Genomic DNA, 14,948 nt, shown 5'->3' with positions numbered 1-14,948 from the left:
CAAGTTATTATACTCAATTTTAATGTTTAAGGCATACATCAATTAATGAATATTCTATTGCTTCTTAGCGCAAAAAAAATTTATGGTAGTGAACGTTTTGTGTTAACACTTTCAAAACGCCTTATCGCACTTGGGCACAACTGCGCAGTTGTAAATATTTTCAGAGAAGTTAACAATGAGTTTAACAGCACTCTAACAAGTATGGGTATAAAAAACTATGTCTTTGCCTGCAAGTCAATGTATGATAAAAGTGTTATTGCATCACTCAACCGAGTTATAAAAGAAGAAAACTATCAAATTGTTCATGCAAACGGAATAAAACCTGATTTATATGCATTGATCCTAAAACAAAAAACAGGTGTTAAAATACTTGCTACATGCCACAATTGGATAGAAAAATTCAATTTTTTCGAGTTGTTAGATAAATTTGTATTGCATTTTTTTGACCATGTTGCTGCTACATCAAGAAAGGTTAAAAAGATTTTGATAAATCATAAAGTAAACCAAGCCAGAATTACAATAGTAAGTAACGGTGTATCATTTGATGATGTAAAAGAGTTTTCCGATGTTCAAAAGGCTAATACAAGACGGAATTTTGGTATCAAAGATGAGGTACTTTTTTCATTTGTTGGCCGCTTATCACCTGAGAAAGGGATAATAAACCTGATTAATGCTTTTGGAGAAATTTGCCGAATACCAATTAGTGTAAAATTAATTATTGCAGGTGATGGGAAACTAAAGCGAAAGTGCGAAGATTTGGTAAAAACTCTTAACATTGAAAAAAATGTGATATTTATTGGCGATACCAATGATGTCTCACTTGTTTATAATATATCCGATATTTTTGTTTTACCTTCGTATGATGAAGCAAGCCCCTATGCGCTTTTAGAGGCAATGGCGCATGGTAAAGCGGTTGTTACAACGGCTGTTGGTGATGTTCCTGAAATGGTAATAAACAATGTATCTGGTTTAATTGTGCAACCAAATATACAAAGTATTTCTGCAGCTATGAGCATATTAGCCCTTGATAAAACGCTTAGGCAAGTTCTTGGGGAAAATGCAAAATTGGTTGTTATGGAAAAATATTCTGATATTATAATGGCAAATAATTATTTAAAAATTTATAAAGGTTTAATCACTACAAATGCAAGTAACTAAAAACTCAGGAGTAGTTTTATATGTTGTTAACAAACGATAAACTTAGAGTGGTTTATTTGAGGTCAACTTCTATATTCAATGACTCAAGAGCTACAAAAGAAATTAATACTCTAATAGAATATAATTGCAAATTACTTGTTTTAGGTTGGGATAGAGATGGTTTTGGTACAAGCAAACTTAGTTCGTTGTCTGAAAAAAATAATTTCAAAATAGCTTATTTCAAAATAAGAAGTAATTATGGGGATGGATACAAGTCGTTAGGTAAACTCATCCTTTTCCAATTGTGGTTGCTAATTAGAATGTTAAAAAACTTAAATTCGTTTGACATAATCCATTGTTGTGATTTTGAAACAGCATTACCGTCATTTCTTATTTCAAAAATATTTAAAAAGAAATTAATATATGATATTTATGATTATTATATACATTCACGGCCCGTCCCAAAATTTCTTAAGAGATTTATAGAAAATTTAGAAATAGGGATCATAAATAACGCTGATACCGTGATTATTTGTAATGAAAACAGATATGAGCAGATGAGTAAAACAAAACCTAAGAATATAATTGTTATTCATAACACGCCAGAAATCAACTTTGCTAATGATTCAATTTCATTGAATAAACAGAATAATCGATTTAGAATTGTTTATGTTGGATTATTGCAAAATGGCAGATTGTTATCGGAGATTGGAAATTTAATTTCAGTTAATCCTGATATTGAGTTGCATATTGGCGGCTATGGCAAACTTAGTGAATACTTTAAAGAATTGTCAAAAAAACATAACAATATTGTTTTTTATGGAGAAATGGATTATAACAGCGCATTGCTTCTTGAAGCCAAAGCTGATGTTCTTTTCGCGACATACGATCCTGAAATTATTAATCATAAGTATTCTGCTCCGAATAAGTTTTATGAAGCAATGGCTTTTAAAAAACCTATAATAGTTTCCAGGGGAATTGGTATTGATAAAGTTGTTGAAGAAGAAAACATTGGTATAGTAATAGATTATGATGCAAAATCCTTCTTTGCAGCAGTGCAGTATTTAAAAAATAATCCTGGTAAATGTATTGAAATGGGGAAAAATGGGAGATTATTATATGATAAAAAATATAGTTGGGAAATCATGAAAAAAAGACTATTAGGTATATATAAATAGATACCTGAAGTTGGATTATATTTAATAGTGTTGGCGGTTGGAATTTTTGCCTCTATTTATGTTATCATCTCTGAAAATATATTTATTGGCGCATTTTTTAGTGTTTTTGTCAGTTATTTATCCACTTTTATGCGGGGTTCTTAAGACAAAATTAAAACTCGGAAATTAAACTATGAACATTCCTCTAACTGACTTGGTTGAAAATTATCACTCTATAAAAGAAGAAATTGATTGCGCCGTTATGGCTGTATTTGAGAAAACCGATTTTATCCTTGGTAGCGCTGTAACTTCTTTTGAGCAAGAGTTCGCCGCTTATAGCAAAACGAAATATGCTGTTGGCGTGGCAAATGGAACAGATGCCTTGTTGCTTGCGTTGCTTGCATGTAATGTTAAAATAGGTGATGAGGTAATAACAACCCCATTTACATTTATTGCAACAACAGAGGCTATAATTCATTGCGGCGCAAAGCCAGTTTTTGTAGATATAGACCCTAAAACATACAATATTGATGCCAGCAAAATTGAAGGGTCTATAACACCGCGCACAAAAGCTATCCTTCTGGTACATCTTTACGGTATGCCGGCACAGATGGATAAAATAATGGAAATTGCCAAAAAATATAATTTGAAAGTTGTTGAAGATTGCGCTCAGGCATTTAGTGCATCGTGCCAATATAATGGGCAAAAGTTTCAGCCTGTAGGTTCAATGGGCGATGCGGGTTGTTTTAGTTTTTTCCCGGCAAAGAATATGGGCTGTTTTGGTGATGGGGGAATGGTAGCAACAAACAATGGTTCGGTTAAAGAAAAACTAACGATGCTTAGAAATCACGGCAGCAAGGTTCGTTATTTTCATGATATAGACGGTTTTAACTCTCGCTTAGACACGGTGCAGGCCGCAATACTTCGTGTTAAAATGAAATATATAAATCAGTGGACAGCCAAACGCAATGAATGCGCAAAACTTTATGCAACAAAATTAAGCAATTTCGTAATTGTGCCATCTGTTAGTAAAGAAGGCATAACTCATTCATTTAACTATTACACAATTCGTTTTAGCTCAAAAGAACAAAGGGATAAAGTTCAAAATTATCTTACAAAAAATGGCGTTGCTAACCAGATTTATTATCCGCTTGCATTGCACATGCAAAGAGTGTATGCAAACCTTGGGTACAAAAAAGGTGATTATCCGCAGGCAGAAGCAGTTTGTGACACCGTGTTGTCGTTGCCAATATACCCCGAGCTCTCGGAAGATAAAATTAATTACATTTGTAAAAATATCATTGATGCTATTAGGGTAAATAAATGAAGGATTTCATAAATTCATATCCGTTTTTGATATATTTTGTAACCTTCATTATAGCTCTTGTCAGTTCCTCTATACTAACCCCAATATTTCGCTTAGTGGCAATAAAATTAAACATTTTAGATTGCCCACACTCACAGATAAAAACACACAAAAAACCAACGCCTTACCTTGGCGGCCTTGCAATATGGTCTGGATGGGTAATTGCACTGTTCGTAGTGAGGTTGTTTACACATTTTCCTAATGGTACACTAGTAAACCTGCGTGGTATCATTACAGGGTCTCTCATTGTGCTCATTCTTGGCCTAATTGACGATATTGTGCCAAAGGGGATTGGTTTTAAGTGGAAATTTGTTTTTCAGATTACGGCCGCCATAGCGCTTTTGTTTTTTGATATACGCATACACTTTGTTTCGCCATATATAATTGCAGCGGCATTTACGATATTTTGGGTTGTAGCTATAACAAATGCCTTAAATATAATTGACATTATGGACGGCCTATCAAGCGGAGTTGTTTTTATTGCAAGTATGGCATTTTTGCTTATTTCTATGCGCGGCGAGGCAATATATGTAAACTTCTGCGCCGCGGCTCTTGCAGGCGGCACACTTGGTTTTATACCCTATAATTTTTCAAACAAATTTAAGATATTTATGGGTGATACTGGTAGCTTAACATCCGGTTTTATTTTGGCTGCAATAGCAATGGGCACATCTTATACAAAATTAAATGATTTGGCCTTAATTGCACCTTTACTAATTTTGATTATCCCAATTTATGACACAATTTTAGTTTCTTTGATCCGCTGGCAAAAGGGGAAGTCGCCATTTCTTGGCAGTAAAGACCACTTTGCTTTACGTTTAGAAAAAATGGGATTCTTGAGAAGAACTATCATATTTTTAACATATATTATGGCGATTGTTGTTTCAATTGGGGCATATCTGATAACCCGCTCTAACATAAGCAATGCAATTATGTTGCTTTGTGTTTTAGCTTTTATTATTTTTTTAATTACTAACCGGATAAACAAGGTAAAAATTGAATGAGTGATGTTTTAATAATTGGTGGCGGAATTACAGGCCTTGCCTGCGCCAAGTTTTCAAAACTTTCTTACAAACTCTTTGAGCGCGAAGCTACATTAGGTGGGCTTTGCCGTTCTGTTGAAGTTGATGGTTTTACTTTTGACTACTCAGGTCATTTTATTCATTTAAGAAACCTTTATGTAAAAAATTTGCTTTCAAGTATGCTTGGTAGTAACTTTGTGCAAATTAAGAGAAATTCGGCAATCTACACGCATAAATCATGGGTACCATTTCCTTTTCAGGCAAACCTATACTATTTGCCGCAAAACATCAAAGATGAATGTGTAAAAGAGTTCCTACGCAAACCATCACTTAAAAAAACAAAAGAGTTTCCTGATTTATTAAGCTGGTCTGTTGCAACATTCGGTCGCGGTATAACGAAGTATTTTATGCAGCCATACAATGAAAAACTTTGGACAATTAAAGCTAATAAGCTTTCAACACAGTGGGTGGCTCCATTTGTTCCAAACCCAAGCAAAGACGAAATTATTCAAAGCGCATCAACTCCCAGAAACAAAGACTTTGGCTACAATGTTCACTTTAACTACCCCAAAAAAGGTGGATGCCAGTATTTAATAGATTGTTTCTCAAAAAAACTTGAAAATATCGCTACTGGTATAAGTGTAAAAACAGTTGATTTAAAAGCTAAAACCATAACGGACTCAAATGGTAAAGTTCATTCATATAAATATCTTATATCAACACAGCCGCTACCCGAACTTTTAAAGTCAATAAAAGGCAACTATGAGCGAAAAGCAAAAGATTTATCTGGTAAATTAAAATGGAATTCCGTAATGTGCGTAAATATTGGTATCAAAAGAAACAAGCCTAACAAACCCTTTGCTAATGCTCAGCACTGGGTTTACTTTCCTGAAAACAAATATCCATTTTACAGGGTTGGTGTTTATTCAAATGTTACAAAGAATTGCGCTCCCGATGGGTGTGCTGCTATTTATGTAGAGTTGAGCCGTAAACCAAAAACTAAAGTTAATAAACCAAAAATCTTAAAAGAAATTATTGCTGGTCTAATTGATGCTGGTATAACAATGGTATCAGATAAAATTGAAACGCTAAATTTTCTTGATATGCCGTATGCTTATGTAACTTATGATTGGCAAAGGCCGGTGCTTTTGAAAAAAATCAATGAACTGCTTAATAAAAATGGTGTTTATTCAATTGGCAGATATGGCGCTTGGAAGTACTCTTTTGTTGAAGAATCTATTAGCGATGCAAAAGCGCTTATGGAGAGTTTAGAGTAAATGCGTAAAATAAAAGTTTGCCATATAATTACCCAGCTTGAACTTGGCGGTGCGCAGCTGGCAACACTGCATACCGTTAGTAAATTAAATAAAGATATATTTGAGGTTTCTTTAATTAGCGGCATTGGTGGAATTCTTGATGAAACAGCAAAGCAAATCCCCGACATTAAGAATTATTTTGTAAAAGAACTTGTGCGTCAAATTTCGCCACTTAACGACATAATTTGCACTTATAAACTTTGGAGGTTATTGAAATTTATCAAACCAGAAGTTGTGCATACGAATTCATCAAAGGCGGGTATTTTAGGTAGAATTGCGGCAAAGCTGGCCTGCGTGCCCGTAACAATTCATACATTCCACGGTTTTGGTTTTAACGATTACGAAGGGAAACTCAAAAAAACCATATTTCTAATGTCGGAAAAACTCATAGCGCCAATAACTGATAAGTTTATTGCGGTATCAAATGACAATATATCAACAGCTATTGCAAAACATATAGGCAAAAAAGATAAATATGTGTTAATCAGATGCGGTATTAAAACAAGCAGGTATTTTGAAAATAAAGCCGATGTTGAAGCATTAAAGAAATCTTTAAACATACCTGCCAATAAAAGTGTTATTACAACCATCGGGCCGTTTAAACCGCAAAAAAATCTGCTTGATTACATTAGAGTTGCTTCCGAGGTTTTATGGAAAAACGCAAACTGTATTTTTTTAGTTGTTGGTGATGGTAAAGGGCGGTGCGAGTTAGAAATGGAAATAAAAGCCCTCGCTTTAGAAAACAAAGTGTTACTGCTTGGTTGGAGAAAAGACATACCTGATATTCTTGCAATGACCAATATTTTTGTTATGACATCATTATGGGAAGGGTTGCCAAGGACAATTTTAGAAGCAATGTGTTCTTCAAAACCTGTTGTTGCAAATGCTGTTGATGGAGTGCGTGAAATAGTATATGAAGGCGAAACCGGTTTCCAAATTACTCCGCGTGATGTAAGCACAATGGCTGAAAAAATACTTTATCTTCTAAATAACGCTGAAGTTGCTTTAAGGTTTGGACAAAGCGCAAGAAATAAAATGACAAAAGAATTTGATATTGATTATATGGTTATCCAACAAGAACAATTATACAAAGGACTTACCAGTACTCTATAAAAAGGTTTAAAATTGACGCAAATAAAAATATTAATAGTAAATGACGAAAAGAAAATTCGGGTTCAAGGATAGTTGCTACTTTTCTCGCGGCAATTCGTTGGTTGACAAAAAATGCACTTTCGTATAAAATCAGTTTCAAAAAAATATTGGAGCAAAAAATGAAAAATTACAATGTGTCGTTAATTCCGGGAGATGGAATCGGCCCAGAAATTTCAAATATTACAATAAAAGTTGTTGAGGCCACAGGTATAAAAATCAACTGGGAAGTAGTTGAAGCAGGCGCCGATGTTATGGGTAAATACGGCACACCATTGCCAGAATCAACACTAAACTCAATTCGCAAAAACAAAGTTGGCTTAAAAGGGCCAATTACAACACCTATTGGTACTGGTTTCCGCTCTGTTAATGTGGCTATTAGAAAGGAGTTAGACCTTTATTGTTGCCTTCGCCCATGCAAAACATTTAAAGGTTTAAAAACCAGTTTTGAAAATATCAATCTCGTAATCGTTAGAGAAAATACTGAAGATCTTTACGCCGGCGTAGAGTTTCCTGCAGATAGCAAAGAAGCAAAACAAATAACAGCATTAGACCCTAAAAAAATACGCGAACACTCCGCAATATCAATTAAACCAATTTCTGTATTTGGCTCAGAAAGAATAGCACGCTTTGCGTTTGACTACGCCATAAAAAACAATCGCAAAAAAGTAACCGCCGTAACAAAAGCAAATATCATGAAGTTTACAGACGGGCTATTTCTTGAAACTGCGCGCAAAGTTGCAAAAGAATATGAAGGGAAAGTTGAATATGAAGAAAGGTTAATTGACAATATGTGTATGCAGTTAGTTCAAAAGCCACAACTATATGACATGCTTTTACTTCCAAATCTTTATGGTGACATCGCTTCGGACCTTTGCGCCGGGTTAATAGGTGGGCTGGGGCTTGCCCCCGGGGCTAATTTTGGCACTGATTGTGCGGTTTTTGAAGCAGTTCATGGATCTGCACCAAAATATAAAGGTTTAAACAAAGTAAACCCCACGGCGTTAATACTTTCCGCGGCATTAATGCTTAAACACCTCGGCGAGGATATTGCCGCAATAAGTGTTGAAAATGCCGTTGCTGCTATAATTAAAGAAGGCAAAACATTAACTTACGATATTGGTGGTTCAGCTGGAACAAAAGAGTTTGGGAATGCCTTAATTGAAAACGTAAAGAGAAATATGAATGTTTGAACCCGAACTTTGCAATAGGTTTGAGAACAGAGGCGAAATAGACGGAGGCAGTTTTGACGCAAAAACTGCAGCTAATGGTAATTCCATTGGCAAAGATTTTGCGGATAAAAATGTCCCGAATCTTTTGACGAATTCCGAACCCTATTGCAAAATTCGGGTTGAACGCTCTTGCCTAATAGTAAAGCCAGACGGTGTTTGTAAAAATATTTGTGGGCAGATATTTGCCACTTTGCAAAACAACAACCTTAAATTGATTGCGCTTAAAATGCTAAAACCAAGCAAAGAGGTTATTGAACAATTTTACAGCATCCATATCGGTAAGCCATTTTTTGAAAAACTAATTTCTTTTATGCTTAAAGCTCCAATTATTGTTTCTGTTTGGGAAGGTGAAAATGCCGTTGCAAAAATAAGACAACTTATAGGTGCAACAAACTCTGCAGATGCAGCACCCGGAACTTTAAGAGCAAAGTATGGAACGGATAATCGCAGGAATGTAGTTCACGCATCAGATTCTACTGCTTCAGCCGATATAGAAATTAAGCATTTTTTTGCGGATCACGAAATTTTTCATTATTCGCAAGATGCATGGAAAGAGGATTAAACATTGAAAGCACTCGTAATTAACTCCGGCTCATCTTCATTAAAATACACTCTCTTTGATGTAGAAAAAGAACTCCAACTCGCAAACGGTATAATTGAGTGCATTGGCACGCAAGAGGCCACATTTAAGCACCAGTTCGCAAACGAGCAAGATTGCAAAGAACCTTGTAAAGCAAACTCTCACCATGAAGCAATAAAACTTGTTTTAGATAAATTGCTTGATAAAAAATACAACTTAATAAAATCTAAAGATGAAATTTCTGTTATTGGTCACCGCGTGGTACATGGGGGAGAAAAGTTTTCAGATTCTATTTTAATAAACAACTCCGTAATTGACGATATAGACAAGTGTTCAGCACTTGCGCCATTACACAATCCTAAAAACATTGAAGGCATTATTGCATGTGGCAATGTTTTACCAGGTGTTTCTCAAGTTGCTGTTTTTGACACCGCATTTCACCAAAGCATACCTCAATGCGCATACATGTATGGCTTGCCTTACGACTACTATAAAAATTACAAAATTCGCAAATATGGTTTTCATGGCACATCTCATAAGTATGTAGCGCAACGCGCTGCAATTATGCTTAAAAAACCTTTAAATGAGCTAAAAATAATTACCTGCCACCTTGGTAATGGATGCAGCATTAGCGCTATTGAAAACGGCAAATCAGTTGACACTTCAATGGGTTTTACCCCGCTAGAAGGGGTTGTTATGGGCACTCGCTGTGGCGACATTGACCCTGCAATAGTAACACACCTGGTTGAAAATGAGTCAATACCACTTAAAGAAATAAATTCAATTCTTAACAATAAAAGTGGTCTACTCGGTCTCACTGGGTTTACCAATGACATGAGAACAATATTAAAGGGAGCCAATTGCGGTAATGAAAGGGCAAAAATGGCAATAGATGTTTACTGCTACAGAATTAAAAAATACATATCCTCATATCTTGGTGTTTTAAACTCTGCGGATGCTATTGTGTTTACAGCCGGAGTGGGTGAAAATAACCCAATAGTCAGAAGTTTGTGTTGTGAAAAAATGCACAATCTTGGTATTGAACTTGATAATAACGCCAACAATATATTATCACAAAAAGAAAGGGAAGTGTCAGCACCAACATCGAAGGTAAAAGTTCTTGTAATTCCAACTAATGAAGAGCTTATGATAGCTCGTGAAGCTGTTCGCGTATTGACAAATGCATAAGCAAACCTTATAATAGCAAAAATTTGTTCTTTGGATGTGCAACAATGAAAGATATAATTCTCAAAACAGAAAACATAAAAAAACAAGGCACTTTGCATGGCAGCAGTGAAGGCCTTGTTTTTGAAAATGTTGGTGAGCTTGTAAAAGCCCAAAACATTGGGGTTAATTATACAGCTAATTTTATTGATGGTGGCTTTACTATTAATTATGCTATCTCTGGCGTTATCAATGCTGTATGTGCTAGATGTCTTGAAGAGTTTAAGCTTCCAATTAATCTTTCCGATGTTAAGTTTTACCCAGTTGAAACACAAGAAATTAATGTGTCCGAACAGCTGAGGGAAGATATAATTTTATTTATTCCCCAAAACACTCTTTGTAAAAATGATTGCCTTGGCCTTTGTCAGGTTTGCGGAGTGTCAAAAAACAAAGAAAGTTGCACTTGCAGTGACAATAAACCTATTGACACTCGCTGGAGCAAACTAAAAAATCTATTAAAATAATCAAATAATGGAGGAACAGTGCCAAATCCAAAAAAGAAACATTCCCAAAGTAGAAGAGATAGCCGCAGAGCATCAAACTGGACAATTAAAGCTGAAAATTCATCAAAGTGTCCAAACTGTGGTGCCGCAAAACTACCGCATAGAATTTGTAAGGCATGTGGTTTTTACAACGGTGAACTGATAGTTCCTAAAAAAGAAAAGAAAAAAACTGCCGAGCAAAAAAAAGAAAGCGAACAAACAACAGAAGGTAAAAAGTAATGCGTCTTGCCCTTGATGCAATGGGTGGCGACAATGCTCCTTCCGTAACAGTTTCTGGCGCACTTTTGGCTGCTGCGCAAACAAACCACGAGATAATTCTTGTTGGCCAAGAAGCTGTACTTAAGTTAGAGCTTGCACGCCATAAAAAAATACCACCCAATATATCTATAGTAAATGCCGACGAAATAATAACAATGGATGATCATCCTGCCCAAGCCGTACGGCAGAAAAAAAACTCATCTATAGTTGTTGCAGCTTTGCTTGTAGCGGAAAACAAAGCCGATGCATTTTTTACAGCTGGCAACTCTGGTGCGGCAATGGCCGCCGCAATGATTTACCTTGGAAGAATTGAGGGTATAAGCAGGCCAGCTATAACTGCAATTTTACCAACATCTTGCGGGCAAACAGTACTAATTGATGTTGGTGCAAACTCCGACTGCAAGCCAAAACATCTATTAGAGTTCGCACTCATGGGCAGAATTTATACTGAAAAATTATTTGGAATTAAAAACCCGACAATCGGTTTACTTTCAATAGGTGAAGAGGAAACCAAAGGCAATGAACTCACCATTGAAACATACAATACATTAAAAAATTCCGGAATGAATTTTATTGGTAACATTGAGGGGCGAGACATTACAGCAGGTAAAGCCGATGTTGTTGTTTGTGATGGTTTTGTAGGAAATGTGGTTCTCAAATTTGCTGAAGGTATATCAAAAATGCTGCTGACACTAGTAAAGGAAGAGTTAAAATCACACCCTCTTGCATGGATATCTTTACCGTTCATATGGGCAGCATTAAAAGATTTGCGTAAACGCGTTGATTACTCTGAGCATGGTGGGGCGCCTTTACTTGGTGTTAATGGGGCGTGTTTAATTGGCCATGGAAGATCAAATGAAAAAGCTATTAAAAATGCTTTAATTAACGCTGGTCATTATGCTGAGTTAAATGTGCACAAACACATAGCAGAAGAGATTAAAAAATTCACATTGGATGACACGAATGAATAAAATTGGCGTGAAAATACTTGGTACTGGTTCGTTTTTGCCAGAGAAAGTTCTTACGAATTTAGAACTTGAAAAAATTGTTCAAACAAGCGATGAATGGATAACAACGCGCACAGGTATTAAAGAACGCAGAATAGTTGATGATTCTATTGCAACTTCAGACATCGCAATTAAAGCCGCAAAAAAGGCCTTAGAAGAGGCAAATGTTGCCCCGCAAGATTTAGACGCGATAATCGTTGCTACAATAACACCCGATATGTTTTTTCCATCAACTGCGTGTTTTGTTCAAAAAGGACTTGGGGCTACTAAAGCATTTGCATTTGATATGTCTGCGGCATGCACCGGGTTTATTTATGGTCTTGGGGTTGCAAAAGGGCTAATAGAGAGTGGTTCTTATTCAAAGATTTTGCTTATTGGCGCTGAAACACTTTCAAAAATAACAGATTGGCAAGATAGAAATACATGTGTGCTATTAGGTGATGGAGCTGGTGCCATTGTGCTTGGCGCAACCAATCAGGAATCAAATATTCTATCTATATACCTTGGTGCAGATGGCAACTACGAAAACCTCTTAAAACTTCCGGCAGGTGGCTCGCGCAACCCAACATCTCAAAAAACAATAGATGAACGCCTTCATTATATGAAAATGGAAGGGAGAGAAGTTTTTAAAGTAGCTGTAACAAAAATGGCTGAAGCCGCAAAAAAAGCGCTTGAAATAGCAAACTTAACTGCTAATGATATATCGCTTTTAATTCCTCATCAGGCAAATCTGCGAATAGTTGAAGCCATTGCTAAAAGAATGGAGTTCCCACTTGACAAAGTTTTTGTAAATCTGCAAAAATACGGTAATATGTCATCTGCAACCACAATAGTGGCTTTAGATGAGGCAAGAAAAGAAGGCCGTTTAAAACAGGGTGACCTGGTAGAACTTGTAGCATTTGGCGGCGGTTTTACATGGGGTGCCGCGGTACTAAGGGTTTGATAAAATGAAAATTGGTCTTATATTTCCAGGTCAGGGCTCACAATATATTGGAATGGCAAAAGAACTTTCTGAAAATTTTCAGGAAGCAAAAGCTGTATTAGAAGTCGCGAATGCATCGCTTGGCTTTGATATTTCAAAGATAATGTTTGAAGGCCCTGATGATTTGCTAAAACAAACACGCTACACTCAACCAGCGATATTTACTGCAAGCGTTGCCGCATTTTCTGTGTTTGAAAAAAACTTCAACCTTGCCAACCACGAAATTATTGTTGCTGGTCACTCTTTAGGTGAATACTCGGCACTTGCTGCTTCAAAAGTGTTTTCATTAAAAGACGGCTTAAAACTTGTAAAAGCCCGCGGTGAGTTTATTCAAAACGCATCAATAAAAAACCCAGGTGCAATGGCGGCAATAATGGGTCTTGAAAAGAATAAAGTGTTGGAAATTTGCAAAAACTCATCTTCTTTTGGAGTTTGTGAAGCCGTAAATTTTAACTGCCCTGGTCAAATTGTTATTGCTGGTTCCAAAGATGCAATTGAAAATGCTGTTAACCTGGCTTCCAGCTCTGGTGCTATGAAAGCTGTAGTTTTAAATGTATCCGGGCCGTTTCATAGTGTGCTTATGTCTGAGGCTGCAGAAAATATGAAAGCCGAACTTGGTAATTATAACCTTTCTAACCCGTTATTTCCGGTTGTAACAAATTGCGATGCGCAACTTACAACTACAGCACAAAACATTAAAGAAAAGTTGGTTCTGCAAATAAACCATCCCGTTCTTTGGGAAGATTCAATCTCTCTAATGATATCAGCAGGAGTAAATGTGTTTGTTGAACTTGGCCCGCAAAGGATTTTGTCGGGTTTGGTTAAACGCATATCAAAAGCAGTAAAACTGCTTAATGTTGAAGACCTTAAAACTTTAAATAAAACAATTGAAGAACTGCAAAAATTAAATTAATTGGAGTAAGCAAGTATGAAACTTAAAGGTCAGGTAGCAATAGTTACGGGTTCAGCGCAAGGTATTGGCCGCTCTGTTGCGGAAGCATTGGCAGCAGAAGGTTGCTCTGTCGTAATTTCAGACATAAACGATGCACTTGCTTTGCAAACGGCCAATGAAATTAAAGAACAGTTCAAAGTTGAAACACTCGCAATTGCGGCGAATGTGGCGGTGCTTGAACAGTGCGAAAACCTTATACAAAAATCTATTGACAAATTTTCCAAAATAAATATACTAATCAACAATGCCGGCATAACCAGAGACAACCTAATATTGCGCATGAGCGAACAGGAGTGGGACTCTGTAATTGCGGTAAACCTAAAAGGCGTTTTTAACTGTATAAAAGCGGTAAGTCGTGTAATGCTCAAAGCCCGCGGCGGTAAAATCGTTAACATTGCCTCAGTTGTCGGACAGATGGGCAATGCTGGACAGGCGAATTACTCTGCTTCAAAAGGAGGGGTAATAGCTCTAACAAAAACTTGTGCAAGAGAATTTTCTTCAAGAAATATAAATGTAAATGCGGTTGCTCCGGGGTTTATCAAAACTGCAATGACCAATGCCTTAAGTGAAGAAGCCAAAAAGAAACTTGCAGACCAAATACCGCTTGGCCGCTTAGGCGAAGCACGAGATATAGCAAAAGCAGTTGTTTTTTTATGCACTGAAGATTCATCTTATATAACCGGACAAGTCATCGCCGTTAACGGCGGTATGTACCTATAATAAACAAAAACCAAAAGGAGGGCGTACAGATGTCAGCAGAAATAGAAGCAAAGGTAAAAGAAATCATTCAGGAACAGCTTGGCGTTGACCCGGCAGAAATTACAATAGGTGCTTCTTTTGTAAATGACCTTGGAGCAGATTCACTTGACACGGTTGAGTTGGTCATGGCTTTTGAAGAAGAGTTTGGTTTGGAAATTCCAGACGAGGAAGCGGAAAAAATTCAATCGGTTGGTCAGGCAGTAGATTACATAAAAGCACACAAAAAATAATTTATTTAACTTAAAACAATTAACCAACTCGCGATTGTTAATTACAGTTGCGAGCTGGTTGTTGTTTCGGTTTT

Annotated in this window: 16 protein-coding genes; all 16 read left to right on the top strand. The window is 36.4% G+C overall.

Features of this window, described 5'->3' with window-relative positions:
- The first annotated feature begins 45 nt into the window (after positions 1-45).
- The 16 genes from M0Q46_01340 to acpP all read left to right on the top strand — a co-directional run bounded on the left by M0Q46_01340 (position 46) and on the right by acpP (position 14,874).
- Entirely contained in the window at positions 46-1,158 is a 1,113-nt protein-coding gene (locus M0Q46_01340; GenBank protein MCK9582257.1) for a glycosyltransferase family 4 protein, read from the top strand.
- Positions 1,159-1,178: 20 nt separating this feature from the next.
- Positions 1,179-2,315, top strand: coding sequence for a glycosyltransferase family 4 protein (locus tag M0Q46_01335; protein MCK9582256.1), 1,137 nt, complete (start codon positions 1,179-1,181; stop codon positions 2,313-2,315).
- 172 nt (positions 2,316-2,487) lie between these two features.
- Positions 2,488-3,621 (top strand): DegT/DnrJ/EryC1/StrS family aminotransferase, encoded by a 1,134-nt coding sequence (locus tag M0Q46_01330; protein ID MCK9582255.1) that lies wholly within the window; start codon positions 2,488-2,490, stop codon positions 3,619-3,621.
- Positions 3,618-4,664, top strand: a complete 1,047-nt coding sequence (locus M0Q46_01325) for an undecaprenyl/decaprenyl-phosphate alpha-N-acetylglucosaminyl 1-phosphate transferase (GenBank protein ID MCK9582254.1) — start codon at positions 3,618-3,620, stop codon at positions 4,662-4,664. Before M0Q46_01330 ends, M0Q46_01325 begins: the two co-directional genes overlap by 4 nt.
- A complete protein-coding gene (locus tag M0Q46_01320; GenBank protein MCK9582253.1) occupies positions 4,661-5,959 on the top strand; it encodes an NAD(P)-binding protein in 1,299 nt (432 codons plus the stop codon). The genes M0Q46_01325 and M0Q46_01320 overlap by 4 nt, the downstream gene beginning before the upstream one ends.
- Complete coding sequence (locus M0Q46_01315; protein ID MCK9582252.1) at positions 5,960-7,111, top strand: glycosyltransferase family 4 protein; 1,152 nt, start codon at positions 5,960-5,962, stop codon at positions 7,109-7,111.
- A 158-nt stretch (positions 7,112-7,269) separates the two neighbouring features.
- Positions 7,270-8,340: an isocitrate/isopropylmalate dehydrogenase family protein gene (locus M0Q46_01310; GenBank protein ID MCK9582251.1), complete on the top strand. Its 1,071-nt coding sequence runs from the start codon at positions 7,270-7,272 to the stop codon at positions 8,338-8,340.
- Positions 8,333-8,941 carry a nucleoside-diphosphate kinase gene (ndk, locus tag M0Q46_01305; GenBank protein MCK9582250.1) on the top strand — a complete coding sequence of 203 codons (609 nt, stop codon included), beginning with the start codon at positions 8,333-8,335 and terminating at the stop codon, positions 8,939-8,941. The genes M0Q46_01310 and ndk overlap by 8 nt, the downstream gene beginning before the upstream one ends.
- A 3-nt stretch (positions 8,942-8,944) precedes the next feature.
- Positions 8,945-10,147, top strand: coding sequence for an acetate kinase (locus M0Q46_01300; protein MCK9582249.1), 1,203 nt, complete (start codon positions 8,945-8,947; stop codon positions 10,145-10,147).
- 44 nt (positions 10,148-10,191) lie between these two features.
- Positions 10,192-10,647 carry a DUF177 domain-containing protein gene (locus tag M0Q46_01295; protein ID MCK9582248.1) on the top strand — a complete coding sequence of 152 codons (456 nt, stop codon included), beginning with the start codon at positions 10,192-10,194 and terminating at the stop codon, positions 10,645-10,647.
- An 18-nt stretch (positions 10,648-10,665) separates the two neighbouring features.
- A complete protein-coding gene (rpmF, locus tag M0Q46_01290; GenBank protein ID MCK9582247.1) occupies positions 10,666-10,905 on the top strand; it encodes a 50S ribosomal protein L32 in 240 nt (79 codons plus the stop codon).
- Positions 10,905-11,915: a phosphate acyltransferase PlsX gene (gene plsX / locus M0Q46_01285; GenBank protein MCK9582246.1), complete on the top strand. Its 1,011-nt coding sequence runs from the start codon at positions 10,905-10,907 to the stop codon at positions 11,913-11,915. Before rpmF ends, plsX begins: the two co-directional genes overlap by 1 nt.
- Position 11,916: 1 nt before the next feature.
- The gene (locus M0Q46_01280; protein ID MCK9582245.1) at positions 11,917-12,894 is read left to right on the top strand and encodes a ketoacyl-ACP synthase III; all 978 of its coding nucleotides are present in this window, start codon (positions 11,917-11,919) and stop codon (positions 12,892-12,894) included.
- Positions 12,895-12,898: 4 nt separating this feature from the next.
- On the top strand, positions 12,899-13,846 hold the full coding sequence (gene fabD / locus M0Q46_01275; protein MCK9582244.1) for an ACP S-malonyltransferase: 948 nt from the start codon (positions 12,899-12,901) through the stop codon (positions 13,844-13,846).
- A 15-nt stretch (positions 13,847-13,861) separates the two neighbouring features.
- Entirely contained in the window at positions 13,862-14,605 is a 744-nt protein-coding gene (gene fabG / locus M0Q46_01270; GenBank protein MCK9582243.1) for a 3-oxoacyl-[acyl-carrier-protein] reductase, read from the top strand.
- Positions 14,606-14,634: 29 nt separating this feature from the next.
- A complete protein-coding gene (gene acpP, locus M0Q46_01265; GenBank protein MCK9582242.1) occupies positions 14,635-14,874 on the top strand; it encodes an acyl carrier protein in 240 nt (79 codons plus the stop codon).
- Positions 14,875-14,948 lie beyond the last annotated feature (74 nt).

The organism is Endomicrobiales bacterium, assembly GCA_023228045.1.
GTDB lineage: Bacteria > Elusimicrobiota > Endomicrobiia > Endomicrobiales > JALOBY01 > JALOBY01.
This window is presented reverse-complemented; position numbering and strand designations above follow the sequence as displayed.

Bases quoted from the DNA above. Each gene is read 5' to 3' on its own strand.
- M0Q46_01340 (MCK9582257.1), top strand. From the start codon at position 46: ATGAATATTCTATTGCTTCTTAGCGCAAAAAAAATTTATGGTAGTGAA.
- M0Q46_01335 (MCK9582256.1), top strand. From the start codon at position 1,179: ATGTTGTTAACAAACGATAAACTTAGAGTGGTTTATTTGAGGTCAACT.
- M0Q46_01330 (MCK9582255.1), top strand. From the start codon at position 2,488: ATGAACATTCCTCTAACTGACTTGGTTGAAAATTATCACTCTATAAAA.
- M0Q46_01325 (MCK9582254.1), top strand. From the start codon at position 3,618: ATGAAGGATTTCATAAATTCATATCCGTTTTTGATATATTTTGTAACC.
- M0Q46_01320 (MCK9582253.1), top strand. From the start codon at position 4,661: ATGAGTGATGTTTTAATAATTGGTGGCGGAATTACAGGCCTTGCCTGC.
- M0Q46_01315 (MCK9582252.1), top strand. From the start codon at position 5,960: ATGCGTAAAATAAAAGTTTGCCATATAATTACCCAGCTTGAACTTGGC.
- M0Q46_01310 (MCK9582251.1), top strand. From the start codon at position 7,270: ATGAAAAATTACAATGTGTCGTTAATTCCGGGAGATGGAATCGGCCCA.
- ndk (MCK9582250.1), top strand. From the start codon at position 8,333: ATGTTTGAACCCGAACTTTGCAATAGGTTTGAGAACAGAGGCGAAATA.
- M0Q46_01295 (MCK9582248.1), top strand. From the start codon at position 10,192: ATGAAAGATATAATTCTCAAAACAGAAAACATAAAAAAACAAGGCACT.
- plsX (MCK9582246.1), top strand. From the start codon at position 10,905: ATGCGTCTTGCCCTTGATGCAATGGGTGGCGACAATGCTCCTTCCGTA.
- fabD (MCK9582244.1), top strand. From the start codon at position 12,899: ATGAAAATTGGTCTTATATTTCCAGGTCAGGGCTCACAATATATTGGA.
- fabG (MCK9582243.1), top strand. From the start codon at position 13,862: ATGAAACTTAAAGGTCAGGTAGCAATAGTTACGGGTTCAGCGCAAGGT.
- acpP (MCK9582242.1), top strand. From the start codon at position 14,635: ATGTCAGCAGAAATAGAAGCAAAGGTAAAAGAAATCATTCAGGAACAG.